General features: G+C 48.0%; 30 protein-coding genes. 12 read left to right on the forward strand and 18 right to left on the reverse strand.

Features of this window, described 5'->3' with window-relative positions:
• The first annotated feature begins 430 nt into the window (after nucleotides 1–430).
• A complete protein-coding gene (locus tag ICV32_RS01310) occupies nucleotides 431–1,207 on the forward strand; it encodes a transglycosylase SLT domain-containing protein (RefSeq protein ID WP_251371888.1) in 777 nt (258 codons plus the stop codon).
• On the opposite strand, the gene nusB is transcribed toward ICV32_RS01310, so the two are convergent.
• Genes nusB through ribBA form a run of 3 tightly spaced genes read right to left on the reverse strand, consistent with a single transcriptional unit; the run spans nucleotide 1,204 to nucleotide 3,366 of the window.
• Entirely contained in the window at nucleotides 1,204–1,686 is a 483-nt protein-coding gene (nusB, locus tag ICV32_RS01315; RefSeq protein ID WP_215371277.1) for a transcription antitermination factor NusB, read from the reverse strand. The two genes, ICV32_RS01310 and nusB, sit on opposite strands and share 4 nt — an antisense overlap.
• A 5-nt stretch (nucleotides 1,687–1,691) precedes the next feature.
• On the reverse strand, nucleotides 1,692–2,177 hold the full coding sequence (gene ribH / locus ICV32_RS01320) for a 6,7-dimethyl-8-ribityllumazine synthase (protein WP_215371280.1): 486 nt from the start codon (nucleotides 2,175–2,177) through the stop codon (nucleotides 1,692–1,694).
• A 10-nt stretch (nucleotides 2,178–2,187) separates the two neighbouring features.
• Nucleotides 2,188–3,366 (reverse strand): bifunctional 3,4-dihydroxy-2-butanone-4-phosphate synthase/GTP cyclohydrolase II, encoded by a 1,179-nt coding sequence (gene ribBA / locus ICV32_RS01325; protein ID WP_215371283.1) that lies wholly within the window; start codon nucleotides 3,364–3,366, stop codon nucleotides 2,188–2,190.
• A 146-nt stretch (nucleotides 3,367–3,512) separates the two neighbouring features.
• On the opposite strand from ribBA, the gene ICV32_RS01330 reads away from it, so the two are divergent.
• Genes ICV32_RS01330 through ICV32_RS01355 form a run of 6 tightly spaced genes read left to right on the forward strand, consistent with a single transcriptional unit; the run spans nucleotide 3,513 to nucleotide 7,210 of the window.
• A complete protein-coding gene (locus tag ICV32_RS01330) occupies nucleotides 3,513–3,755 on the forward strand; it encodes a hypothetical protein (RefSeq protein ID WP_215371285.1) in 243 nt (80 codons plus the stop codon).
• On the forward strand, nucleotides 3,752–4,402 hold the full coding sequence (locus ICV32_RS01335; RefSeq protein WP_215371288.1) for a hypothetical protein: 651 nt from the start codon (nucleotides 3,752–3,754) through the stop codon (nucleotides 4,400–4,402). The genes ICV32_RS01330 and ICV32_RS01335 overlap by 4 nt, the downstream gene beginning before the upstream one ends.
• Nucleotides 4,399–4,815 (forward strand): hypothetical protein, encoded by a 417-nt coding sequence (locus tag ICV32_RS01340; RefSeq protein ID WP_215371290.1) that lies wholly within the window; start codon nucleotides 4,399–4,401, stop codon nucleotides 4,813–4,815. Before ICV32_RS01335 ends, ICV32_RS01340 begins: the two co-directional genes overlap by 4 nt.
• Entirely contained in the window at nucleotides 4,808–5,389 is a 582-nt protein-coding gene (locus ICV32_RS01345) for a GspH/FimT family pseudopilin (RefSeq protein WP_215371292.1), read from the forward strand. The genes ICV32_RS01340 and ICV32_RS01345 overlap by 8 nt, the downstream gene beginning before the upstream one ends.
• A gap of 48 nt (nucleotides 5,390–5,437) precedes the next feature.
• A complete protein-coding gene (ribD, locus tag ICV32_RS01350) occupies nucleotides 5,438–6,559 on the forward strand; it encodes a bifunctional diaminohydroxyphosphoribosylaminopyrimidine deaminase/5-amino-6-(5-phosphoribosylamino)uracil reductase RibD (protein WP_251371889.1) in 1,122 nt (373 codons plus the stop codon).
• 36 nt (nucleotides 6,560–6,595) lie between these two features.
• Nucleotides 6,596–7,210 carry a riboflavin synthase gene (locus tag ICV32_RS01355; protein ID WP_215371294.1) on the forward strand — a complete coding sequence of 205 codons (615 nt, stop codon included), beginning with the start codon at nucleotides 6,596–6,598 and terminating at the stop codon, nucleotides 7,208–7,210.
• Here ICV32_RS01355 and ICV32_RS10070 read toward each other — a convergent pair.
• The 8 genes from ICV32_RS10070 to tolQ all read right to left on the reverse strand — a co-directional run bounded on the left by ICV32_RS10070 (nucleotide 7,180) and on the right by tolQ (nucleotide 12,790).
• Nucleotides 7,180–7,563, reverse strand: coding sequence for a helix-turn-helix domain-containing protein (locus ICV32_RS10070; RefSeq protein ID WP_371817063.1), 384 nt, complete (start codon nucleotides 7,561–7,563; stop codon nucleotides 7,180–7,182). The two genes, ICV32_RS01355 and ICV32_RS10070, sit on opposite strands and share 31 nt — an antisense overlap.
• Complete coding sequence (gene queC, locus ICV32_RS01365; protein WP_251371953.1) at nucleotides 7,463–8,140, reverse strand: 7-cyano-7-deazaguanine synthase QueC; 678 nt, start codon at nucleotides 8,138–8,140, stop codon at nucleotides 7,463–7,465. The genes ICV32_RS10070 and queC overlap by 101 nt, the downstream gene beginning before the upstream one ends.
• A 90-nt stretch (nucleotides 8,141–8,230) precedes the next feature.
• Nucleotides 8,231–8,950: a tol-pal system protein YbgF gene (ybgF, locus tag ICV32_RS01370; protein ID WP_251371890.1), complete on the reverse strand. Its 720-nt coding sequence runs from the start codon at nucleotides 8,948–8,950 to the stop codon at nucleotides 8,231–8,233.
• Between the two features lie 12 nt (nucleotides 8,951–8,962).
• Entirely contained in the window at nucleotides 8,963–9,472 is a 510-nt protein-coding gene (pal, locus tag ICV32_RS01375) for a peptidoglycan-associated lipoprotein Pal (protein WP_215371299.1), read from the reverse strand.
• Nucleotides 9,473–9,564: 92 nt separating this feature from the next.
• Nucleotides 9,565–10,863: a Tol-Pal system beta propeller repeat protein TolB gene (tolB, locus tag ICV32_RS01380; RefSeq protein ID WP_371817064.1), complete on the reverse strand. Its 1,299-nt coding sequence runs from the start codon at nucleotides 10,861–10,863 to the stop codon at nucleotides 9,565–9,567.
• 35 nt (nucleotides 10,864–10,898) lie between these two features.
• Nucleotides 10,899–11,675 (reverse strand): cell envelope integrity protein TolA, encoded by a 777-nt coding sequence (gene tolA, locus ICV32_RS01385; RefSeq protein ID WP_215371303.1) that lies wholly within the window; start codon nucleotides 11,673–11,675, stop codon nucleotides 10,899–10,901.
• Between the two features lie 12 nt (nucleotides 11,676–11,687).
• Nucleotides 11,688–12,110: a protein TolR gene (gene tolR, locus ICV32_RS01390; RefSeq protein ID WP_215371305.1), complete on the reverse strand. Its 423-nt coding sequence runs from the start codon at nucleotides 12,108–12,110 to the stop codon at nucleotides 11,688–11,690.
• Between the two features lie 5 nt (nucleotides 12,111–12,115).
• Entirely contained in the window at nucleotides 12,116–12,790 is a 675-nt protein-coding gene (gene tolQ / locus ICV32_RS01395; protein WP_215371307.1) for a protein TolQ, read from the reverse strand.
• 104 nt (nucleotides 12,791–12,894) lie between these two features.
• Here tolQ and glyA point away from each other — a divergent pair, with 104 nt between their 5' ends.
• Genes glyA through ICV32_RS01410 form a run of 3 tightly spaced genes read left to right on the forward strand, consistent with a single transcriptional unit; the run spans nucleotide 12,895 to nucleotide 14,793 of the window.
• Nucleotides 12,895–14,142, forward strand: a complete 1,248-nt coding sequence (gene glyA, locus ICV32_RS01400; RefSeq protein ID WP_215371309.1) for a serine hydroxymethyltransferase — start codon at nucleotides 12,895–12,897, stop codon at nucleotides 14,140–14,142.
• A 5-nt stretch (nucleotides 14,143–14,147) separates the two neighbouring features.
• Nucleotides 14,148–14,594, forward strand: coding sequence for a transcriptional regulator NrdR (gene nrdR / locus ICV32_RS01405; protein WP_108507803.1), 447 nt, complete (start codon nucleotides 14,148–14,150; stop codon nucleotides 14,592–14,594).
• Between the two features lie 10 nt (nucleotides 14,595–14,604).
• Nucleotides 14,605–14,793, forward strand: a complete 189-nt coding sequence (locus tag ICV32_RS01410) for a hypothetical protein (protein ID WP_215371311.1) — start codon at nucleotides 14,605–14,607, stop codon at nucleotides 14,791–14,793.
• A 7-nt stretch (nucleotides 14,794–14,800) separates the two neighbouring features.
• On the opposite strand, the gene adk is transcribed toward ICV32_RS01410, so the two are convergent.
• The 6 genes from adk to ICV32_RS01440 all read right to left on the reverse strand — a co-directional run bounded on the left by adk (nucleotide 14,801) and on the right by ICV32_RS01440 (nucleotide 18,788).
• Nucleotides 14,801–15,463: an adenylate kinase gene (gene adk, locus ICV32_RS01415; protein WP_215371313.1), complete on the reverse strand. Its 663-nt coding sequence runs from the start codon at nucleotides 15,461–15,463 to the stop codon at nucleotides 14,801–14,803.
• 94 nt (nucleotides 15,464–15,557) lie between these two features.
• Nucleotides 15,558–16,286 carry a 3-deoxy-manno-octulosonate cytidylyltransferase gene (kdsB, locus tag ICV32_RS01420; protein WP_215371315.1) on the reverse strand — a complete coding sequence of 243 codons (729 nt, stop codon included), beginning with the start codon at nucleotides 16,284–16,286 and terminating at the stop codon, nucleotides 15,558–15,560.
• Between the two features lie 9 nt (nucleotides 16,287–16,295).
• Nucleotides 16,296–16,487 carry a Trm112 family protein gene (locus ICV32_RS01425; protein ID WP_215372475.1) on the reverse strand — a complete coding sequence of 64 codons (192 nt, stop codon included), beginning with the start codon at nucleotides 16,485–16,487 and terminating at the stop codon, nucleotides 16,296–16,298.
• A gap of 53 nt (nucleotides 16,488–16,540) precedes the next feature.
• Nucleotides 16,541–17,656: a tetraacyldisaccharide 4'-kinase gene (lpxK, locus tag ICV32_RS01430; RefSeq protein WP_215371316.1), complete on the reverse strand. Its 1,116-nt coding sequence runs from the start codon at nucleotides 17,654–17,656 to the stop codon at nucleotides 16,541–16,543.
• Nucleotides 17,656–18,120 carry a biopolymer transporter ExbD gene (locus tag ICV32_RS01435; RefSeq protein WP_215371318.1) on the reverse strand — a complete coding sequence of 155 codons (465 nt, stop codon included), beginning with the start codon at nucleotides 18,118–18,120 and terminating at the stop codon, nucleotides 17,656–17,658. Before ICV32_RS01435 ends, lpxK begins: the two co-directional genes overlap by 1 nt.
• Nucleotides 18,117–18,788 carry a MotA/TolQ/ExbB proton channel family protein gene (locus ICV32_RS01440; RefSeq protein ID WP_251371891.1) on the reverse strand — a complete coding sequence of 224 codons (672 nt, stop codon included), beginning with the start codon at nucleotides 18,786–18,788 and terminating at the stop codon, nucleotides 18,117–18,119. The genes ICV32_RS01435 and ICV32_RS01440 overlap by 4 nt, the downstream gene beginning before the upstream one ends.
• Nucleotides 18,789–19,140: 352 nt before the next feature.
• Between ICV32_RS01440 and xseA the strand changes: the two genes are divergently transcribed.
• Nucleotides 19,141–20,340, forward strand: a complete 1,200-nt coding sequence (xseA, locus tag ICV32_RS01445) for an exodeoxyribonuclease VII large subunit (protein WP_215371320.1) — start codon at nucleotides 19,141–19,143, stop codon at nucleotides 20,338–20,340.
• A gap of 135 nt (nucleotides 20,341–20,475) precedes the next feature.
• Complete coding sequence (locus ICV32_RS01450) at nucleotides 20,476–20,619, forward strand: hypothetical protein (protein ID WP_215371322.1); 144 nt, start codon at nucleotides 20,476–20,478, stop codon at nucleotides 20,617–20,619.
• A gap of 116 nt (nucleotides 20,620–20,735) precedes the next feature.
• Here ICV32_RS01450 and murB read toward each other — a convergent pair whose 3' ends face one another.
• Complete coding sequence (gene murB, locus ICV32_RS01455; protein ID WP_215371324.1) at nucleotides 20,736–21,779, reverse strand: UDP-N-acetylmuramate dehydrogenase; 1,044 nt, start codon at nucleotides 21,777–21,779, stop codon at nucleotides 20,736–20,738.
• Nucleotides 21,780–21,799 lie beyond the last annotated feature (20 nt).

A 21,799-nucleotide genomic window follows, 5' to 3' on the forward strand; every position in this document is an offset into this window, starting at 1 on the left:
TTGGCTACAGAGCGAACAATACATATTGAAAACTACTATAGCTAGTAGGTATAAGGAAGTTGACAGCCTATAGGTAGTTTTAGATTGACACTTTTTCTTTCAAAATATGAAAATAAATCGGTAATAGATGATTTTTTCATGATGAGGAATGAGTGCAGACTAACTTGAATAAGCCATTGTATTCATTGATTTTTTTACATTAAGCGCTGCATCATATTAGGGTTTAAACGGATAATATGGCTTATTAGTTATATAAAAACATTTCTTTATTCTTGACAGAATATATAGCGGTTCCTAAGATTCGGCATGTTCAATAGTTGTTGCACTGCAATATGAATAGAGTCTGCTTCCCGGATTCCTCGTATTTTGTGTGACCCAAACAATGAAACCGTTTAACTTGTTAGACACAATTTGGATTAATCGTCATCTGGTGACAAGTTCTTTTGCCAGGTTCGGCCAGCGTGTATTCGCGATATTGGTTGCCGTAATTCTTGTAATTTGGCTAATTGGTCCGAAGACCGGTGCCGGAATCTTTGATCTTGCCCATTACTTGGTTCCTGCTGAAGCGCGTGCGCTGATCCTGGGTGCCGATAGCGCGGAAATCTTGACTGCTGATGAGTCGGCAAATCAGCTTAAGTTTTGGAGCTCAAACCCACAGAGTATTCCCTCCATTGCCGGACCTGCATCCCAAATCCCAGGGCATTTAGTCGACTTAAGCGCAGTAGATCGTTCAATATTGCGCTCCGAAAACGAGCGTCGGGCGGTTGCCGAGCATTTGGCTAAAAAGTTTCGGATTTCGTTTGAAGATACCCTTCATTATGTAAATCAGGCGATGGTGGTCAGTAAAGAGGTCAACTTAGACCCAACCCTCATCTTGGCAGTGATGGCCACCGAATCCAGCTTAAACCCACGTGCCGAGAGCCGCGCGGGTGCGCAAGGATTAATGCAAGTTCGAACCCATGTTCATCACGACAAATTTGAGCCCTATGGAGGCCCATTAGCAGCCTTTATTCCTGAGGCGAACATTCGGGTGGGTGCGCTAATCTTGAAAGCTTGTATTGCCCGAGCAGGATCACTTGAGGATGGCTTAAAGAGTTATCTCGGTGCGCCAAGCGCAGCAAGTGGGGTGGGCACTTACACGCACAAAGTATTTCTAGAGCGCGAAGAATTACGTAACGTTGCTCGTCGGTTAGGCGGCAGCGTTTAGTTTGCGACGATTTCAGCTTGCCGCAGTTTTTGGGCAAGCTGATCCAAAACCCCATTCACATATTTATGGCCATCGGTGCCACCAAAAGTTTTTGTTAGCTCGACCGCTTCATTGATTGCAACCTTGTAGGGTACCGAAAGATCAGCTGCTAACTCATAAGTACCAATGAGCATCGCAGCATGCTCAACTGGGGACAGCTCGGCTAGGGGGCGATCTAACTCTGGAACAATTAACGCCTCGAGCTCTTGGTGCTGTCTAATCACACCCTGGAAGATACCCGTAAATAAATCACCCTGACATTTTTTAAACGCCGGATCCTCGCCAAGCTGTTTTGTAATCGCGCTGATCGCTAAAGGGACATCGGTTAGCTCGCCCGCCCTTTGAATTACCAAATACTGATAGACGCCTTGTAGAGCATATTCCCGGGCACGTCGTCGTGGCGTGAGGGAACGCTTTGGGTTGGGTGATCCACTAGCCATCGCAGTTATGCTGACTCAATATCGAGGTCAGGATTCATGGCTAGGGCGAGATTGGCCATTTCAACTGCCGCTCGTGCACAATCACGGCCCTTTTCAAGGGTTCTGTCGAAGGCTTGATCGTCGGTGTCGCAAGTTAGTACGCCATTGGCAATTGGGATACCATGATCCAAACTAATCCGAGTAATGGCACTTGCGGACTCATTGGCGACTAACTCAAAGTGGTAAGTTTCCCCCCGAATTACTGCACCAAGGGCAATTAGGGCATCAAACTCTTGAGTCTTCGCAAGTTGCGATAGGGCAAAGCCAATCTCTAAGGCACCGGGAACAGTAACCAACTGAATATCATGGTGAGCCACCCCCAAATTCAGCAACTCGGTAATGCAGGCCTCTGATAGGGCTTTGCAATGATCTTCATTAAAGCGTGCTTGCACAATCGCAATCCTCAGATCTTGGCCATTTAAGTCAGCCTCAAAGACATCAATATCATTCATGCTATGTTCCTCAGGATGGGATTGGTGTGTAGGGAATGTGATCAATAATCTCTAATTGGTAGCCAGATAAACTCGGCACTCTAGATGAGTTAGCGAGTAGGCGCATTTTGCGCACACCCAAATCTTTGAGTATTTGTGCCCCAATTCCGTAGCTGCGAAAATCGGTTTTACGCTCTGTACCGGGATGAACTGAGGGGGTTGAGGGCTTGAGATCGGAGTGCTGGTCCAATTGGGTCAGCTTCTCAAACTGCGAAAGCCATTTGTGCTCATTGGGGGCTGCAACTCCTGCAGCATTTAGTAAAACAGCGACGCCGCAGGGTGCATTAGCGATTACTTGCAGAGCTTTGCTCAAAGGCCAGGAGTGCGTCGATTGATCGATGTCCAAAATATCCAAAACAGTGACCGGTTCATGAACCCGAACAATCGCTTCTTCGGCCGATTGTGGGTTTCCTTGAATAAGTGCAAGGTGTAAACAGTTACTCGGTGTATCACGATATACCACGCCCGTAAAGCGACCCCAAGGACTTGCAAACTCGCGCACACCCTCACGCAGCACAATGCTCTCGGTTTGGCTGCGATACTGAATCAGGTCCGCAATGGTCCCAATTTTTAATTGATGGGCTTTGGCAAATTCAATCAGATCTGGTAAGCGCGCCATGCTGCCATCGTCTTTCATGATTTCACAAATCACGGCTGTGGATGAGCAGCCAGCAAGACTTGCTAAATCACAGCCAGCTTCGGTATGGCCAGAGCGTATCAATACACCCCCAGGTTGAGCCATTAATGGAAAGACGTGGCCTGGTTGCACTAAATCAGCTGGTTTGGCAGTTGGGGCGACTGCAGCTTGAATGGTGCGCGCGCGATCTGCTGCGGAGATGCCAGTGGTCACGCCACTAGCGGCCTCAATCGATACCGTAAAGTTTGTGCCCAAAGCAGTACCATTCTCTCGAACCATGAGTGGCAAATTGAGCTGTTGGCAACGCTCCTTGGTGAGCGTGAGGCAAATGAGACCCCGACCATGTTTAGCCATGAAGTTAATTGCTTCCGCGCTAACGTGATCAGCCGCAAGAACTAAATCACCTTCATTCTCGCGATCCTCTTCATCAACCAAGATGATCATCTTACCGGCCCGAAGGTCGGCCACGATCTCATGAACGGGGCTGATGGCTGGTAAGGATACGTTTGGCATGGTAGAGGAATTTGCAAATAGAGCGTCATTTTAAGCCCTCTTGCTGCTTTGTAGGGCTTTACGACAGGATTTTCCGAGGGGGCCGATGGTTAAGCCATGAGGACTTTGGAACAATTTTGGGGATCAGCCACTTCTGGAGTAAACCCATGAACCATGACCATCGATCTGAATCCGGAATCGTATTACTTGAACTGCTAATTGCGATGACCTTGATTGTGGGTAGTATCACGGTCGCGCACGCGATTTATTCAAAACTCGTTATGAAGGCCGTACAACTGGAGCAGTCCCATGCGGTGTGGGTTCAGCAAAAGAATCAGCATGAAATGACGTTTTACTTAAATCGCTTAAAAAGCCAGCAGTCTCAGAATTCAGCGCAATCAAAACGATGAGTCTATTGGCATGTTTGACCGCGCTTACACTCAGTACGATTTTGCTTTTACCACCCGCTTGGTTAGTTCATCGAGTCCTGATTCACCAGTCGCAGATCGAGACTCGATTTTTACAGCAACAGAATCTGGATCGTTCGCTCGAGTTAATGAGTCGAGCGATTCAGGGCGCTGGGTATCAAGCAACGACATCGCAGTATCAAGCAACCGTCGAATCAATCAAAATCCAAAAAGGATCTTCTTCTCGCAGTGGTGATGCAATTGTGCTTACCCAAGATATTCCAGATCAATTGGGATATGACTGCATGGGTAATTCCTTAACGCGTGAGCGAACCATCAAACAGCAAGCTTATCAGCGGTTTTATCTGGAACCTAATCGGCATGATTCTCGGACTCAAAAACTAATGTGTCAAAGCGTTGATCGTCAGGGTCGATTGCATCAGGGAGAAATTCTAAATAATGTTCTGTCTTTACAAATCGATTGGGTGCGAGTGAACTCGCTTACCCATCAACCTGAGATTTCTCGTACCTCAACCGGCTTAATTACTATTACCCTAAGGGTGCAACCTCAAATCGGACAAAATGATCCTGCTCGGGTTATCGAGCAGACGCGCTACATCAGTCAGCGTCACGGAATGTATAACCCATGATTTTGCTCTGGGTGATGAGCTTATTACTCTATCTGGCTTGGACGGTTGCCCAGTTGGAGTCGGTGCTCGCGCTTGAGATTCAATCGCAAGCAATCCAGGTTCGATCTCAATCCGAGTTTGAGAAGGCAGAAGCGCTCCTAGCCCATTGCGAGGATCGGCTTAAAACATTATTGATCCATGGGGCAGATTCTGTAGAGATGGACTTCAATTTTTTAGACCTTGAAGGGTGCCGACCAAAGTTGATCAGTAACTTTGGCAACTCTGCAACACCTAATTTGAATAATCCTCATATGATAAACATACGCTGGATTGAGATGGAAGTGGGACAGGGTATTCGTCTTCGCAGCGTGTTTCGTTATCAAATTACGGGCCAACAACTTAGTCGTACCAATTGGCAAATACTCTATGAGTAAGAGGCACATCCATTATTTATTTGACTCAAGAGAGGGCGGGGAACAGGGGTATTCCTTATTGGAGTTGATGGTAGTCATCGCGCTTATCAGTTTGATCTTGATGGTTGGAGTACCCCAAATACAGGCCCAGTTTTATGAGCGAGAGCTCGAGCATGCGGCGCGCCAATTCATTTATCACGCTCAGTTTGCTAGGCAGCGTGCGCTTTATGGGGGTCACGACATGCTTTTGAAACCAATAGTAGCTAATGATGATGAAGCAAATTGGAAATTAGGGTGGCAGGTTGAGGGTATTGGTGCAAACGACTCGATAGCGATTGTTGCCCAGTATTTTCTGCCTTCCAATATTACGATTCAGTCCAAAGGGTTTGTCGATCCACATTCTGGGCAAAGCCAGATTCGCTTTAATCCTGCAGGTGCAGCTAAATCAAAACATGGTGGCTTTGTTGCCAATCGTTTGATCTTTGCCCATACTAAAAATACAGATTTGCAGCGGCATGTGATCTTGGCGGCAAGCGGTCGCTGGCGCATCTGTAATCCGAATTCGTCCTTTCATCGTAAGGAACTTAATTGTTAGCAGATTACCGCTCTATTAGTCATTCCATAAATCAGGTTTAATAGCGCTATGACCCAATTTAGTTCATTTGATCGACAGATGATGGCCTTGGCGCTTGAGGAGGCCAACAAGGCGCTGTATCTCTCCAATCCCAATCCACGGGTGGGTTGCGTGATCACCAAGGGTGAACAAATTGTGGGCCAAGGGTTTACTCAGCAAGTTGGGTCCCAACACGCCGAGATTGAAGCAATTGCTAATGCACGACGCTTGGGAACAAGTGACGCTGATCTTGCTGCCAGCACGTTTTATGTCACGCTTGAACCTTGTTCGCATACTGGTCGGACACCGCCGTGTTGTGATGTGCTCACCCAGCTTTCACCAAAGCGAGTTGTGATTGCCATGCAAGATCCCAATCCCAAGGTCTCTGGGCGGGGTATCGCAAGCTTAGAAAAGCATGGAATTGAGGTGGACCTTGGTCTAATGGCGCATGAAGCGGCTTTACTGAATCCTGGATTTATCAAACGCATGACCCTGGGTCTTCCATATGTACGCATGAAGATTGCATCGAGTCTAGATGGTCGTACCGCACTGCCCAATGGAAAGAGTCAATGGATTACAGGGCCGGCAGCACGTGCAGATGGCCATCATTGGCGAGCCCAAGCATGCGCCATTCTCTCGGGGGTGGGTACGGTGAAGGAGGATGATCCAGCGCTCAGCGTTCGTGAGGTCAGCACTTCGCGCCAGCCACTGCGAGTGATTGTGGATTCACAACTGGAGATTTCATTAGGAGCCAAGGTGCTGAGTGATGCGAATGCCATCATCATTTGCGCTAATCCAGAGCCAAACCACTTAAAGAGAATTCAAAAAGAATTAGCAGCGCGTGGCATTGAGGTAGTTCAAATTCCAAATACGAAAGGTAAGGTGGACTTATCTAAACTGTTTGCTTATTTGGCTACTGAGCGTGAGATGAATGAGGTACATGTTGAGTCAGGGTATAAATTAAATGGCTCACTGATTCGCGAAGGCTGTGTCGATGAGCTCCTTATCTACCAAGCGCCTTGCTTTTTGGGCGAGGGCTTAGGAATGGTCAATATTGGGCCGCTTCAAGAACTGTCACAAAGGGATTCTTGGCGAATTATTGAGCACACTTTAATTGGTGATGATATCCGAATTCGGGCATTACGACGTTAAGTGATTAAGCATCACATAGGCTGATATAGTTCATTCATGTTTACTGGAATCATTACTGCGATTGGTGAGATTACACATCTCACTCCAAAAGGGGATGGCCTCCATTTAACTGTCACAACCCCTGCCAACTATCTTGATGATGTAGCGATTGGTGATAGCATTGCGCTCAACGGTGCCTGTATGACGGTTACGACTATGCAAACCAATGCCTTTGAAGTGGATGTTTCACAGGAATCGGTCTCGAAAACAACCGGATTAAACCAGCTTGGGTCTGTGAATTTAGAAAAGGCTCTACGATTTAACGATCGTTTGGGCGGCCACTTGGTCAGTGGCCATGTGGATGGGATTGGCACGGTTCAATCATTTGCTCCTGTTCAAGGTGATGCATATGGCTCATGGAAGCTAGTAATCAATGTACCGCAATCATTGGCGCCTTATCTGGCCTACAAAGGGTCAATTGTGGTGAACGGCGTATCGCTCACGGTCAATCAAGCAGGATCGAAAGATCAATCCGAATGCCCTATTGAAATCAACATCATTCCCCATACCTTGGATCACACCACACTAGGCAAACTCAAGGCAGGCGATCACGTGAACTTGGAAGTAGATCTAATCGCGCGCTATGTGGCGCGTATGCTCAGCAAAGAATAAGCCTTAATCACTGTTTTTTGCTTTAATCGCCGCAAATCAGCTGAAGAAAATAGCTGACTTCGACCTACATTTTGTGTCGACTTCAATTTTCCAGCTTGAACATATCTTCTAAAGGTTGGCATTGATACTTCGAGGTATTGTGCAGCCTCATCAGCAGAAAAAAGAGAATTCTTTAGGTGATCAAAGATCTGAGAGTGAGAAAACGATTTGGTTGAACTAGTTATGCTTGGCATGAGTTGATGATCCATCTTTCTAAAGTTGGTATCGCGTTGGATCAGCGATCCCAGCTTCTTTAAATCCCGCTTTACGAAGTTGACAGGACTCACAAACGCCGCAGGCTTTCCCTTCCGCATTGGCTTGATAGCACGACACCGTTTGGCTGTAATCAATCCCTAGAGATTGGCCTAGTTGAATAATCTGTGCCTTACTCATTGAAATGATCGGCGCATGAATTCGAAATCGGTGCTGCTCATCAGTAGACTCGACCCCAACCTTCGTTGCTAAGTTCGCCATCATTTCAAAGGATTTCACATACTCTGGGCGGCAATCCGGATATCCAGAGTAATCCACTGCATTGGCGCCGTAGAACACATCAATACTGCCTAAAGACTCTGCCCAGGCTAAGGCCATCGAGAGCATGATGGTGTTGCGAGCAGGCACATACGTAATTGGAATTGCTGTTGTCTTCGGATCACCTTCGGTGGGTACGCGCAGTGTCTGGTCGGTGAGGGCTGATCCACCAAAGCGGGCGAGATCCAGGTGAATGACCTCATGCCGCTCAACACCAAACGATTGAGCAATCTTTTTTGCAGCATCCAACTCTGAGGAATGTTTTTGGCCGTAATGAACCGAGAGGGCATAACAGCGATAGCCGAGTTGTTTGGCTAGCGCCAGAATGGTCGTGGAGTCTAAACCGCCGGAGAACAGAATGACCGCAGGGCTATTGGGAGTGCGGGCCTGTGATGGAGCAAAAGAATGCTTAAAAGCAGAAAAGTCCAAAATTAGAAATCCAGGATCTACTTACTTGATATTGGCAACAATCGGCTTTGCTTCTTTGGCAGCCTCAGAGTCTGGATATTTGGAAATCAGGTCACTCAGCACCTTTTTAGCTACTGCTTTCTTACCAGATTCTAGATTGGCATTACCAAGGGTTAACATCGCCGCCGGAACCCTTTGATGCCCCGGAAATCGACTAATCAGCGTTTGTAGTTGATTGATTGAACCGTTGTAATCCTTCAGTGCGTACTTGGTATTGCCGGACCAAAAGAGTGCAAGCGGTAAATAGGGGCTAGAAGGGTATTTCCGAATAAATGCAGTGAGATCAGAATCCGCTTTTTTGACCTGATTGTTCTGAAACGCATTAAGTGCTTCTTCATAAGCAGAACGCTCACCGGCTTGCACCACCCCGGTCACGCCCTCCACTTCAATGGTTTGGGGCTCAAATCGAGTCAGTCGATTATCTAAATCTTGATAGTAAGTTTTTTGATTCTTGGTCAGATCATCGGTTTGCTTTTGCAAACTTTCGATTTGTCCACGCAGTTGAGCGTTCTCCGAACGTAGCTTCTCGATTTGGTTTTGTAGATCCAAAATCGCACCTTGCGAGGCTTGCACCGATTTGCGCATTTCCAAAATTGCTTTGCGGGCTTCGTCATCAGAGAAAATAGCCCACGCATTACTGGAAAGTAACGCACCTAGGGAAATCGTCAGTGCAATGCGTGTATAGCTAGAGATAGCAGTCAATCGATCACACTCTTATTTGGTGATGTAAATGATGTCAGCACGACGGTTTTCAGCCCATGCCGCTTCGGTATTACCCTCCGCTTTGGGCTTTTCTTTACCAAGACTCACTGCCTCCATTTGACTATCGGGTACCCCAAGTGCTGCAAGTGCTTTACGTACGGCATCGGAGCGACGTTGACCAAGGGCGAGGTTGTATTCTGCGGTACCGCGATCGTCGGTATTACCTTGGATCATGATCTTCTGCTGAGGATTTTGTTTTAAGAAGGCCGCCCCAGCTTGTAGCATATTTTGATACTGGGGTTTAATGGTGTACTCATCAAAATCAAAATAGATGCTGCGTTGAAAGAGTGGGCTCTTCGGATCATTCCAAGGCTGAGAGGCGATATTACTGCCTTTAGCCTCATCGGTTTTCATGGTGCTGAGGTCATCTAACTTAACACCCGAAGAGCAAGCGCTCAGCAAGCCAATACCTCCCAAAATACTGGTTAGTACGAAGCGACGTTGGGGTGATATGGTGTTCATGCGCTCTCCCTCGAAAATAGTATAAATTTTATGAACCAATGAACTGCAAACTAATGAATATTATGCCTTGGATTGTGGATCACTTAAGTAGATTAGCGATCCATGAATGGACCCCAAGACGGTTGACGCACATCCGATCCTGGAACGCTCAAAATTTGTTTGACATAGCCATCCACTGAAACAGCGGCTAATACTTTTTTGCCCCCCACTTGGGTTGAATACAAAATGTAACGACCATTGGCGGCAAAGCTAGGTGACTCATCAAAGCTGGTATCCGTCATCGGAGTGCTATCGCCAGTGGCGAGGTTCATCAAAAAGAGCTTAAAGCCACCACCTGCACCGCCGATATAGGCTAAGTACTTACCATCGGGTGAGATCCGTGGCGATGTCGCATACGGTTGTTTAAAAGTGATGCGTCTTGCTGGTTCCCCGCGTTCGCCATCAGCGCTCATGCGATAGATTTGAGGATTGCCGCCTCGATCACTCGTGAAATAAAGGAACTTACCGTCTGGTGAAAATTGTGGTTCGGTATCGATGGTATTGCCTTGCGTCAGACGGCGCAGATTGCTGCCATCGGCATTGACTCGATAAATTTGCGTATTGCCATCTTTGGAGAGAGAAACTGCAAGGCTCTTACCATCGGGGGCCCAGGATGGCGCGCTGTTGTTACCACGTTCATTTGAGAGAACAATGCGACGTCCGGTGACTAGTTCATGTACATAAACTACGGGTTTACGATCTTCAAACGACACATACGCAATTTTTTGACCATCGGGTGACCACGCTACCGAAATGATTGGCTCACTACTGTTAAGCGCATTACGCATATTTTGGCCGTCGGCATCTGAGATCACTAAGCGGTAACGTTTGCCCTCTTTCATGACGTACGAGAGTCGTGTCGAGAATACGCCACGTTCTCCCAAGAGTTTGAAGATGATGTCATCTGAAATCTTGTGGGCCGCAAGGCGCAAGTTATCTTCGCTTGTAGACACAATCAAACCATTGAGACTCTCGCCCTTACGGATGTCATACAAGCGGTAACGAACCTCATATTGACCTGGAGATTTTTGAGTTACTGAGCCAACAGCTAAGGCATCGGCTCCACGTGCCGCCCAAGTTTTAAAGTTAGGAATGACTTGATCGTCCTCAACGCCGTTACCAAGCTCGACATTTCGGAAGTAGCCACTGCGTGTGAGGTTTTGGCGGATCACATCGGAAATCTTGACCGGTAATTTATCTTCATCTTTAAACCGGGCTATCGCAATCGGATAGAGCGTTTGGCCAACGCCTTTGATCTCGATATTCATTTGAGCATTCACAGGGGGAACGAAGAGTCCCAGGAAAATAGTAAATGCCAGCAGGGTGGCAATACGAATGCGTTCAAATGTCATGGACATTATTCTAGCCGGTCACAATGACCGATCAATTAATCCTTCGGTTTAAAGGTCAGTTTTATTTGACGCATAGGAATTTTGCCGTTTTCGTCACGCGGTAGGCTCTCGGCTCGATCAATCGCAATTAAGACCGCGCGATCCCAGGCGGGATCCGTGCTTGCAGAGGTAACAGTTCGTTTCAAAATCATGCCATCTGGAGCGAGATCCACCAAAACGACTACAGCTGGATTGCCAGTGGTGGATTCGGCATTGAACACAATGAGGGGCTTTATCTTTTTGCGTACGCGATCGGCGTAACCAGGGGGGGCGTTACCACCCGCTCCTACGCCATCGCCTACTTTGCCGCCGCTGCCACCTTCGGCACCTGCTGCTGCTTTTAAGCGGGCCAATTGATCTAAACGCGCTTTCTCCGCTGCAGCCGCTGCTTTTTTAGCTGCCACATCTTCTTTGGGGTCAACCTTTTTCTCAGCCGGTTTTGTTTCTACTTTCTTCTCAGGCTTAGGCTCAGGTTTTTTCATTACCTCTTTGGGAGGCTCGGGCGGTGGTTTCGTTTTCTTGATGACGATTTCAGCGGCTTCTGGTTTCACCTCAACTTTAGGGATAGGGGTGATGCTTGGGGGCGGAACACTCGCATCCCAGAGCTCCACTTCAACGCCAGCTGGACTTGAGCTGGTTTTCCAATGAATCCCCAGAGTCAGCAGAGCAATTAGAAAAAGATGCGCACCTAGGGAGAGCACGAACGCTTTTGTAGTTCCCGGCTCGCGCTGCGCATGAAACTGCCGCGAGGTATGAAGAGTCGCGCTACTCATGCTTACTCATCATTATTGACTACGAACTGCCAATCCCACGCGCTTCACACCGTTTTCCTTCAAGCGGGACATTACATCCATCACCACTTCGTATTTGATGGATTTGTCGGCGGCTAGAACGACTGGTTGCTCAGCGGACTTCTCGGCTTGTGAGCGAGCAAAGGCACCAAGCTCTAGTTTGGAAATCGTTTGTGCGGGTTCACCCTCTTTGCGAATCGTAATGGCTTCATCAGCACCGATCGTAATAAAGACCGGGGGTAGGGCTTGCACTTTGGCGCCACCGACGGTAGGTAGATTGACAACACCGGGATTTACTAGGGGCGCGGTCACCATAAAGATGACCAACAATACTAACATCACATCGATGTAGGGAACGACATTGATATCCGCAATCGCTTTCCGACGGGATGAGCGAAAGGATGAGCGACTAGCCATAGCCTTTAGAGGCGAGCGCCTTGGCGTTGCAGAATATTGGTGAACTCTTCGACAAACGATTCAAAATGCATCGAGAGGCGATCAATATCGGTCGAGTAGCGGTTATAGGCAACCACTGCTGGGATAGCTGCAAATAAACCAATTGCAGTTGCGACCAGGGCCTCTGCAATGCCAGGGGCAACAGATGCAAGAGTGGCTTGTTGAACATTAGCCAAGCCTCGGAAGGCGTGCATGATGCCCCAAACCGTTCCGAGTAAACCAATGTAGGGGGAGACTGAACCAACTGAAGCTAAAAAGGGTAGATTCGCCTCCAAACGATCCATCTCGCGTTGATAGGCTGCTTTCATGGCGCGCCGTGCCGCATCGATTTCTTTTGCCTTTAAGAACTCTTTCATTCCAGCTGCAAAGATTCTTTCAAGAACAGCAGCATTTCCGGCACTGTCGGCATTGGCCATTTTTCGTTGCGCAACCTCAAACAAGTTATACAGATCACCGCCAGCCCAAAAATTTCGCTCAAAACGTTCAGTCTCTCGACGCACGCCACCCAGAATCGAGCCTTTACGAAAAATAATGGTCCAAGAGGCTATCGACAGGCTCAAGAGCAATACCATCACGGCTTGGACCAGGATGCTGGCATTGAGAACTAGGGAGAGAATAGAAAGGTCTTGAGTAGGGTTCATAAGGACTTTGTATTATGGAGGGTAATTTTAGCCAATCCTTGCACGATTGCCGAAGTTTGACTGCCGTATTTTGTTATTGTTATGTGATTAATTAGGAATCCACCATGTTTGATCGTCAACACACTTTAGCGCATATTGATCCCGAGTTATGGACTAGCATCCAAAACGAGAATCGCCGTCAGGAAGAGCACATTGAGCTCATTGCCTCTGAAAACTACACCTCACCCGCAGTGATGGCCGCTCAAGGCTCCCAGTTGACTAATAAATATGCCGAAGGCTACCCCGGTAAGCGCTATTACGGCGGTTGCGAGTTTGTTGATGTGGCCGAGCAATTGGCGATCGATCGGGTCAAGAAATTATTTGGAGCTGATGCGGCGAACGTACAGCCCCATTGCGGAGCATCAGCCAATCAAGCGGTTTTCTTGGCCTTTTTGAAGCCTGGCGATACATTTATGGGTATGAGCCTTGCCGAGGGCGGGCATCTCTCCCACGGTATGGCACTCAATATGAGTGGCAAGTGGTTTAACGCCATCTCCTACGGCCTAGATCAAAACGAAGCGATCGATTACGAGCAAATGGAGCGTCTTGCCCGCGAAAAGAAACCAAAACTCATCATTGCTGGTGCATCCGCTTACTCATTGCAAATCGATTTTGAGCGCTTTGCAAAAGTTGCCAAAGAGATTGGTGCGATTTTTATGGTGGATATGGCACATTACGCAGGTTTGATCGCTGCGGGCGTGTATTCTAATCCAGTGCCGTATGCCGATGTCGTGACCTCAACCACGCACAAGAGTCTACGCGGTCCACGTGGCGGCATTATTCTGATGAAGGCTGAGCATGAGAAAGCGATTAACTCTGCGGTATTTCCCGGGATGCAAGGCGGCCCCTTGATGCATGTGATTGCGGCAAAGGCCGTTGCATTTAAAGAAGCGCTGGAGCCTGGCTTTAGGGATTATCAAAAGCAAGTGATTGCCAATGCGCAAGCCTTAGCAAATTCATTAATTGAGCGGGGTCTACGAATTGTCTCTGGTAAAACTGAGTCACACGTCATGCTCGTGGATCTGCGCGCTAAGAAAATCACAGGCAAAGAAGCTGAAGCGGCATTAGGCGCTGCGCACATTACCGTGAACAAAAATGCAATTCCGAATGATCCTGAAAAACCCATGGTGACAAGTGGTATTCGATTAGGTTCACCGGCAATGACCACGCGAGGTTTTAGGGAGGCAGAAGCTAGGCAAGTGGGGCAACTCATTGCCGACGTGCTGGACCATCCAAACGATGCTAATCATTTGGCGAAGGTCCGAGAGCAGGTCAATGCCCTTACTAAACGCTTTCCTGTTTACGTAAATTAACGTTTATGCGCTGCCCGTTTTGCCACAGCGACGATACCCAGGTAATGGATACTCGGGTATCGGACGAGGGCGATTCGGTAAGACGTCGCAGGCGCTGCGCTTCCTGCGATAAGCGCTTTACAACTTACGAGCGGGCTGAGTTAAGTCTGCCTGCCATTGTGAAAAAAAATGGCAGTCGTGTTGAGTACAGTCATGAAAAGTTAGTCAGCTCAATTCGTTTAGCACTACGCAAACGCCCCGTTTCCTCCGATGCGGTCGATGATGCGATCGGACGCATCGAAGAAAAACTGATGGCGTCTGGCGAAAAGGAAATCCCCAGCGAGCGGGTTGGTGAACTGGTAATGCGTGAGCTCAAACGTTTAGATAAAGTCGCCTACATCCGCTTTGCATCGGTCTATCGCAGCTTTGCTGATCTCGAGTCGTTTGAGAGTGCTCTCAAAGAGCTGAAGTAGATTTAATGCAATGAGTTTTTTACAAATTCATAATGAGCAAAGTTATTGTGATGCTCTTGAGCGAGCTTCACAATTTTTTGATCATCCGCCACAGATGAATTCCAAAGAAGCGATGGAATTTGAAGTATTGCTCAGCGCAATTGAAAACTATGAGCTAAAGCATTACCGAATTGAGAAGCCCTTGGGAGAGTCAATCTAGACTTCAGTTAAGCTAAAGCAGTAAAAATTGCCTTAGTAATATCGTCAACGGAGCCTGTACCGGATACCTTTCGATAGGCGGGTGCCTTAACCCCAGCACTTGCTGGCTCACTTGCCCACTTTGAATAATAGTCCACTAGAGGGCGTGTTTGATCGGTGTAGACCTGCAGACGCTTACGCACCGTTACCTCTTGATCATCATCACGCTGAATGAGGGGCTCACCCGTCACATCATCTTTGCCATCGACTTTTGGAGGATTAAATTTGACGTGATACGTACGACCCGAAGCAGGGTGCACACGGCGACCACTCATACGCTCAATAATTGCCTCAAAGGGCACATCGATTTCAAGGACGTAGTCAATCGGCACGGCCGCATCTCTCATGGCTTGTGCTTGTGGGATGGTTCTAGGAAAACCATCAAAGAGGTAGCCTTTGTGGCAATCGGGTTGAGTTAGGCGATCTTTGACAAGGCCAATAATGATCTCATCGGAGACCAGGCCACCGGCATCCATAATTTTCTTGGCGGCGATTCCGAGAGGAGTGCCTGCTTTAACGGCGGCGCGCAGCATATCGCCAGTTGAGATTTGTGGGATTCCGAATTTTTCACAAATAAATTGGGCTTGCGTTCCCTTGCCCGCACCTGGAGCACCCAGCAAAATTAAGCGCATGTCATCCCCTATCTTGTTTTTTCATTCCCTATAGTCTAATTGATTGCCCTGAGTTAGGGCAGATTTATTAGGAGATGTTTCTTAGCGAAATCCCTTAAAAGAAGGCGCGAACGCGCGCAAGATCTTCCGGGGTGTCTACACCAGCTGGGGGCAATACGGAGGCGAGGTGCACCGCAATGCGGTAGCCGTGCCATAGCGCACGCAACTGTTCTAGGGACTCGGCGACCTCTAATGGCGAGCTTGCAAGTTGTGCGTATTTTTTTAGAAAACCAACGCGGTACGCATAAATGCCAATGTGTCGATAGTAAGTGGGTGACGATTGGGTGCGATCGTAGGGTACCGCTGCTCGAGAGAAGTACAACGCCTCATGGCGTTGATTGAGAACCACCTTGACCGCATTGGGATTGGTAATTTCCTCAGCACTCTGAATAGCTACGGCTGCTGTGCTCATCACGCATTCAGGGTGTGCTGCCAGGGTGTTGGCTACTTGATTAATAAGCTCCACCGGAATTAAGGGCTCATCGCCTTGCACGTTCACAATGAGTGCCTCATCATCTAACCCTAAGCGAGAGGCAACTTCTGCAATCCGATCAGTGCCACTGGGGTGATCGGCGCGGGTCATGAGGACATTTAATCCTGCCGCTTGGCAGACCGATTCGATTTCAACAGCATCGGTAGCAACCAAAATGTGTTTTGCTTTGGATTGTGAAGCGCGCTCAGCAACTCGCACCACCATTGGTTTGCCGCCCAGATCCGCGAGCGCTTTGCGTTCAAGTCGTGAGGAGGCTAAGCGCGCAGGGATTACAACAGTAAAGACGGTCATCGCGATAAATTATTTATAGAGCGCACCAGCTTCTTCAGGACTCAGACTCCTTGCTTCATCAACCAGCATCACCGGAATGTCGTCGCGAATTGGGTAGGCAAGCTTATCGACTTTGCAAATGAGTTCGTGCTTGTCTTCATCCAAATGGAGTGAGCTCTTGCAAATCGGGCAAACCACAATATCGAGTAAATTTCTATTCATCATCGGAGGGCCTCAATCATCACTATGTGCTCATCATAGCCCAAGATGTCAGATTATTTGAGATAAGGATTGGGCCGCGTAATGACCTCTTGCACCCAATCACTAAACTCTGATGGAAGATCTAGGCGCATGGGAATAACCCAGACGCGAGAATCCTCAATATCTGAGCATTTAACTGCGTCTTTTTCGGTGATCAGGATGAGATCCACCGCAAGCGCCTGGAGATCGTTATCGCGAACTGACGCGTGATCGGGAAGTGCCAGAGTTTGATCAATATGAACACCAAGCTTGACGAGCGCATCAAAAAACTTTTTTGGATTACCAATTGCTGCAAGTACCCCCACTTTTAATCCGACCAAGCGACTAAGCATTTGTGTAAAGGTGATGGGCTCATTGGGGCGATGCAATGGATAGGCACTATCGATGATTGGGCTGAAATGCAGTTCGTGAGAGCTGGAAAAAGGCTCGCTTTTAGGAGGCAATTGGCTAATGGTGATGGTCGCATCGCGTTCGCGCTTAGCACTCTCGCGTAATGGACCTGCGGGCAAGAGTCTGCCATTACCGTCCCCACGCTCATCCTCAACAACTAATTCCAAATCACGCCCGCCCTCACGCGCAGGCCAACGCACTAAAGCGGCGTGCTGTAAGCCATCGTCACTGATGATGACATTGACCTCGGAATGGGCTTGCAGGAGCGCATCTATGCAGGCCTTACGTTTGCTATAGACCCAAATGGGTACAGAATCATGAATGCATTGCGACATGAGTACTGGTTCATCGCCAACTTCGTTGGGATTGCCGTTCCGATTAACGGCTGTAGGTTGCGCAAGTAATGATCGAGCATTGGGTTGATAGCCACGACTAATCACTCCAGGTTTAAAGCCTCGTTCGACCAATTCATTGGCAAGCGCAATCACGAGCGGCGTTTTCCCCGTACCCCCCACCCGAATATTACCGACAATGATGATGGGAACGGGTGCGGCGCGATAGATCCCAAGGGTGTGCAATAGACTAGAGTCCACGATCAACTGCTTGATCCAAACCATGAGGCCAAAGATCCATGCGAACGGAAGCAAAACAACGCTGACAAATCGATCGACAATCGCTCGAATGGGCGATTGAGAAAATGAAGATTTTTCCCAAAAGCGCGGTGAGGTCTTAAACAACATTATTTTTTTGCTTGACTACTAAAAGCGATATTGGGTAGACCTGCATCACGCGCCAGTTCCAATACGGTCATGACCGCTTGATGCGGAGCGCGGGCATCGGCATCGATGCTAATGCGTAGGTTTTGCTCAGGAACAGTGTTCATTTGTTTCAAAGCACTTCCCAGCTGAGAGCGATTCATGATCTTGCCATTTAGGGCAAAGCGACCATCGCTACTGACGGCAATATTGATCTCACGCGCTGAATCGACAGTCTCGACACCAGAGGCCGTTGGGAGGGTAATCGCAATTTCTTGAAATTTGGTGAACGTAGTAGAAATCATCAAAAAAATTAGAATGACTAAGAGGACGTCAATGAAGGCAATTAGATTAATTTCTGGTTCGGCATAAGAGAAGGAGCGGGATGAGCGACCCAAATGTATGCCAAAGCGAGAGGAGCTTTTTTGCGAAGTGTCTAGCCAACTCATGAAGATGACGAAGCCGATTGTGGATACAACTTCTTAAACAACTGCCGGGTGCATTCCTCACACTCACGCTGGCGTTGGTCCGCTACTGCTCGCAAGATCCGCCAACCAGCCAAAGCTGGAATTGCAATTAAAAGACCAAATGCGGTGTTGTAGAGCGCAATCGAGATGCCGTGTGCTAATTGCTGAGGATTAGTCGCCCCAACGCTGGCAGCATTCACTGCACTACCAATCGTGCCGCCTTGACTGCCAAAGATCTCGATCATGCCCACCACAGTCCCAAAGAGACCCAGCAGTGGGGCAACGGTGGCAATCGTGGCGAGCGCCCCTAAATAGCGATCTAATTTCATCCAGAGGTTTTGCGCAAGGATCTGAAGCTCTTCAATCGCAACCTCGGCTGAGTGCCCCAGGGCATGCTCACGTAAGACACCCGCTAATAGGCCGCCAATCGGGGAGGAGCCAGAGAGCTGATTGAGAAAATTGGGGTCATTCGCTAAGGTTGGGGTGGCGGCAAACGCCTCTTCAATCGACCTTTTACGAACAATATGGGTTTTGCGCAAATACCAGCTGCGTTCGAGCAAGATAGCTAAGCCGAGAATGGATATGGCAAGGAGCGGCCAGATGGGCCAGCCGGCTGCGATTAAGATGGAATACATGAACGGTATTTTCATGCAAATTCAGAAAAGCCCCCAAAAACGGGTGACCCTATTTCATCCGGTAAGTCAGTTGCATCCAACTACGGGCTTTGATGCCGGCTTGTGGATAACTCTGTGTAAAACTTTATGCATATACCTCCCTAAGTCCTTGATGGGTGGTGTAAGTCCTTGATTTATGCATGGATATTTATTTATTCAAGTGATAAAAATATGGTTTTAAATCAAATGTTTATGAATTTGTTGTTGGATGAAAGCCACATCCATAAAGAGCAAGTATTCACTAACTTTTTTACTTTTTCCGCCAGTCAAGCCTTGTGGATATGTTGCGACCCGCAAGCCCATATAGTTACAGCAAAGTGACCATTTGATGACCGAAAAATCAAGGCCGATCCTGAGTGTTGGCGATCTAAACCGCGCCATTGCTGAATCTTTGACCGAACAATTTGAATTTGTGATGGTTAGCGGGGAGGTGTCGAACTTCAAAGCCTATGACAGCGGGCATTGGTATTTCTCGCTCAAAGACGAAGAAGGTCAGATTCGCTGTGTGATGTTTCGGGGAAAAAATCTTCAAGTTGGATTTATGCCCCAATCTGGGGATCAAGTGGAGGTCAGTGCCTCGGTCAGCATGTATGTGCCCCGCGGTGATGTGCAACTGACCATCCATGCTTTGCGTAAAGCTGGCCTTGGTGGTCTTTATGAAGCTTTTCTAAAACTCAAGGATAAATTAGCGAGAGCCGGTTTATTTGATGAGGAGCGTAAACGCGCAATTCCATCTCATCCAAAGGCAATTGCAATTGTGACCTCAACGCAAGCCGCAGCCTTGAAAGATGTGCTGACCACCTTAGCGCGTCGGGCCCCGCATATTCCGATCTTTATCTACCCAACTTTAGTGCAGGGTACGGATGCGCCTGCTGGGATCATGAAAGCCATTCAGAAGGCCAATGATGATGGCTTGACCGAGGTGATTCTTCTCGTGCGGGGCGGTGGCAGCATTGAGGACCTATGGGGTTTTAATGACGAGCAGCTGGCACAAACCATTGCTAACTCGGACATACCAATCATTAGTGGCGTGGGGCACGAAACAGATTTCACGATTGCTGATTTTGTGGCAGATCTGCGAGCCCCCACGCCAACCGGCGCCGCCGAACTGGCCACCCCAAAACGAGAGCAACTCTTACAGGAACTAAAGAGCTATCAAGACACGATTACTCAGCGTCTGGAGCAACGCCTTGAGCGCGAGGCTCAAACACTTGATCAAATTAGTCTGAGACTGAAGCACGCGCTGCCAAACCCAGAGCGCATGCGCGAGCAAATTGAGCAATGTCAGCAACGTCTGTCACAAGGTGTACGCGTTTATCTAGAGAGCCTGAAACGCAATCAAGCACATTGGCTTACTCAGCTTGAAACCCTCAATCCGCAACGCACGCTCGAGCGGGGTTATGCAGTCATTTTGGATCAGAATCAAAAGGCTGCCCGGCAACCCAGCGATATTCGAGAGGATGAGGATTACATTATTAAGCTGGCAAGCGGTGAGGTAGCAACTAGATTCGATAAACCAAGTAAGTAATCATTTTTAAGAATAAAAAAATGAAAAGAAAATTGCTCCTGTTACACCTGGCGAAATGTTGAAAGAGGATTTTTTAAAGCCATTAGGGCTCACAATGCATCGTCTTGCTGAGGATGTTGGGGTATCTCCTCAAGAATGCATGACATTATTGCGGGTAAGAGCCCTATTACAGAGGACGAGGACTTAAAGCTTTGCCAGTATTTTGGTTTAAGCGTTGGTTGGTGGCTTCGTGGTCAAGATAGCTATGACGCCAAGAATCCCTATAAATCAATAGTTTAAGTATTTATAAACATTGACTAGCTATCTCACATTAAAGAAAACTTTAATTTGAAAATTCCATATTAAAGTTTTCTTTAATGTGACGAACCAATAAAAGTCATAAGCATTTTTTATGATTAAAGACTAGCGCTGCCGTTAATAATGATTGGTTCAATAACTAATTCAACGCCAAAGGTCTCTTTTACCTTTCTCTGAATTTGTTCGGCAAGCTTTAACAGTTCACTGGCATTACCACCACCGCGATGCGTAAGCACCAGGGCCTGTTTGTCGTGAACGCCCACATTACCCATTTGCACCCCTTTGAAGCCACACTGGTCGATAAGCCATCCAGCGGCAAGCTTGCTATGCGTAGCCGATTCTGGATAGCTCACTATCTGTGGAAATTGCCGCTTAAGGGATTGCAATTGCTGATTGGAAATCACAGGATTTTGAAAAAAACTACCCACATTACCAATCACCTTAGGATCCGGTAACTTTTGAGTGCGGATGGCGCACACTGCATCAAAAATTGCAGAAGCGGTGATCGCATCAATTGAGCGATTGGCAAAGTGGTTGGCAAGATCGGCGTATGAGATGCGCGGTTGCCATACCTTGGGCAGATCAAATATCACTGCTGTGATCACAAAGCGATTCGGCTCATCTTTAAACACGCTGTGCCGATAGGTAAAGCGACAATCTTTATTCGATAGACTGACCCACTGATTGGTTTGGCAATCGAAGGCCTCCACCGTATCGATGTACTCTTTCACCTCAACTCCATAGGCGCCAATATTTTGGATGGGAGCCGCTCCAACCGTGCCTGGAATCAAGGCGAGGTTCTCTAGACCACGGCAGTTCTGATCCAGAGTCCAGCGAACGAAGTCATGCCAGTTGACCCCGGCCCCTACCCGCAACCTTGTCTTCGCAGCTTGATTCTCAAGAACCTCAATGAAATCGATGTCCATGAGGAGGGTGAGTCCTGGTAATTGGGCGGGTAGCACAACGTTGCTACCTCCCCCAAGAGTCCGATAGGGCAACCCCGCATTTTTGGCCCAGCGAATCGCTGGGGGGATTTGCTCAGCTTGGGTAATCGGCAAAGCCCACTCGGCCACCACCTCAAAGCCTAGGGTATTGCGCTCTCGTAATGGGTAATTGGCTAGTGGCTTGCAATCCGAGTTCATGCCACAATCTTATTCGGGTT

This window comes from Polynucleobacter sp. MWH-UH24A (assembly GCF_018687475.1).
Taxonomy (GTDB): Bacteria; Pseudomonadota; Gammaproteobacteria; order Burkholderiales; family Burkholderiaceae; genus Polynucleobacter.

Coding starts and splice junctions, on each gene's coding strand:
- nusB (WP_215371277.1), bottom strand. CDS start 1,686: ATGGCTAGTGGATCACCCAACCCAAAGCGTTCCCTCACGCCACGACGA.
- ribH (WP_215371280.1), bottom strand. CDS start 2,177: ATGAATGATATTGATGTCTTTGAGGCTGACTTAAATGGCCAAGATCTG.
- ribBA (WP_215371283.1), bottom strand. CDS start 3,366: ATGCCAAACGTATCCTTACCAGCCATCAGCCCCGTTCATGAGATCGTG.
- ICV32_RS01330 (WP_215371285.1), top strand. CDS start 3,513: ATGAACCATGACCATCGATCTGAATCCGGAATCGTATTACTTGAACTG.
- ICV32_RS01335 (WP_215371288.1), top strand. CDS start 3,752: ATGAGTCTATTGGCATGTTTGACCGCGCTTACACTCAGTACGATTTTG.
- ICV32_RS01340 (WP_215371290.1), top strand. CDS start 4,399: ATGATTTTGCTCTGGGTGATGAGCTTATTACTCTATCTGGCTTGGACG.
- ICV32_RS01345 (WP_215371292.1), top strand. CDS start 4,808: ATGAGTAAGAGGCACATCCATTATTTATTTGACTCAAGAGAGGGCGGG.
- ribD (WP_251371889.1), top strand. CDS start 5,438: ATGACCCAATTTAGTTCATTTGATCGACAGATGATGGCCTTGGCGCTT.
- ICV32_RS01355 (WP_215371294.1), top strand. CDS start 6,596: ATGTTTACTGGAATCATTACTGCGATTGGTGAGATTACACATCTCACT.
- ICV32_RS10070 (WP_371817063.1), bottom strand. CDS start 7,563: ATGCGGAAGGGAAAGCCTGCGGCGTTTGTGAGTCCTGTCAACTTCGTA.
- pal (WP_215371299.1), bottom strand. CDS start 9,472: ATGAACACCATATCACCCCAACGTCGCTTCGTACTAACCAGTATTTTG.
- tolB (WP_371817064.1), bottom strand. CDS start 10,863: ATGACATTTGAACGCATTCGTATTGCCACCCTGCTGGCATTTACTATT.
- tolA (WP_215371303.1), bottom strand. CDS start 11,675: ATGAGTAGCGCGACTCTTCATACCTCGCGGCAGTTTCATGCGCAGCGC.
- tolR (WP_215371305.1), bottom strand. CDS start 12,110: ATGGCTAGTCGCTCATCCTTTCGCTCATCCCGTCGGAAAGCGATTGCG.
- tolQ (WP_215371307.1), bottom strand. CDS start 12,790: ATGAACCCTACTCAAGACCTTTCTATTCTCTCCCTAGTTCTCAATGCC.
- glyA (WP_215371309.1), top strand. CDS start 12,895: ATGTTTGATCGTCAACACACTTTAGCGCATATTGATCCCGAGTTATGG.
- nrdR (WP_108507803.1), top strand. CDS start 14,148: ATGCGCTGCCCGTTTTGCCACAGCGACGATACCCAGGTAATGGATACT.
- ICV32_RS01410 (WP_215371311.1), top strand. CDS start 14,605: ATGAGTTTTTTACAAATTCATAATGAGCAAAGTTATTGTGATGCTCTT.
- adk (WP_215371313.1), bottom strand. CDS start 15,463: ATGCGCTTAATTTTGCTGGGTGCTCCAGGTGCGGGCAAGGGAACGCAA.
- kdsB (WP_215371315.1), bottom strand. CDS start 16,286: ATGACCGTCTTTACTGTTGTAATCCCTGCGCGCTTAGCCTCCTCACGA.
- ICV32_RS01425 (WP_215372475.1), bottom strand. CDS start 16,487: ATGAATAGAAATTTACTCGATATTGTGGTTTGCCCGATTTGCAAGAGC.
- lpxK (WP_215371316.1), bottom strand. CDS start 17,656: ATGTTGTTTAAGACCTCACCGCGCTTTTGGGAAAAATCTTCATTTTCT.
- ICV32_RS01435 (WP_215371318.1), bottom strand. CDS start 18,120: ATGAGTTGGCTAGACACTTCGCAAAAAAGCTCCTCTCGCTTTGGCATA.
- ICV32_RS01440 (WP_251371891.1), bottom strand. CDS start 18,788: ATGAAAATACCGTTCATGTATTCCATCTTAATCGCAGCCGGCTGGCCC.
- xseA (WP_215371320.1), top strand. CDS start 19,141: ATGACCGAAAAATCAAGGCCGATCCTGAGTGTTGGCGATCTAAACCGC.
- ICV32_RS01450 (WP_215371322.1), top strand. CDS start 20,476: ATGCATGACATTATTGCGGGTAAGAGCCCTATTACAGAGGACGAGGAC.
- murB (WP_215371324.1), bottom strand. CDS start 21,779: ATGAACTCGGATTGCAAGCCACTAGCCAATTACCCATTACGAGAGCGC.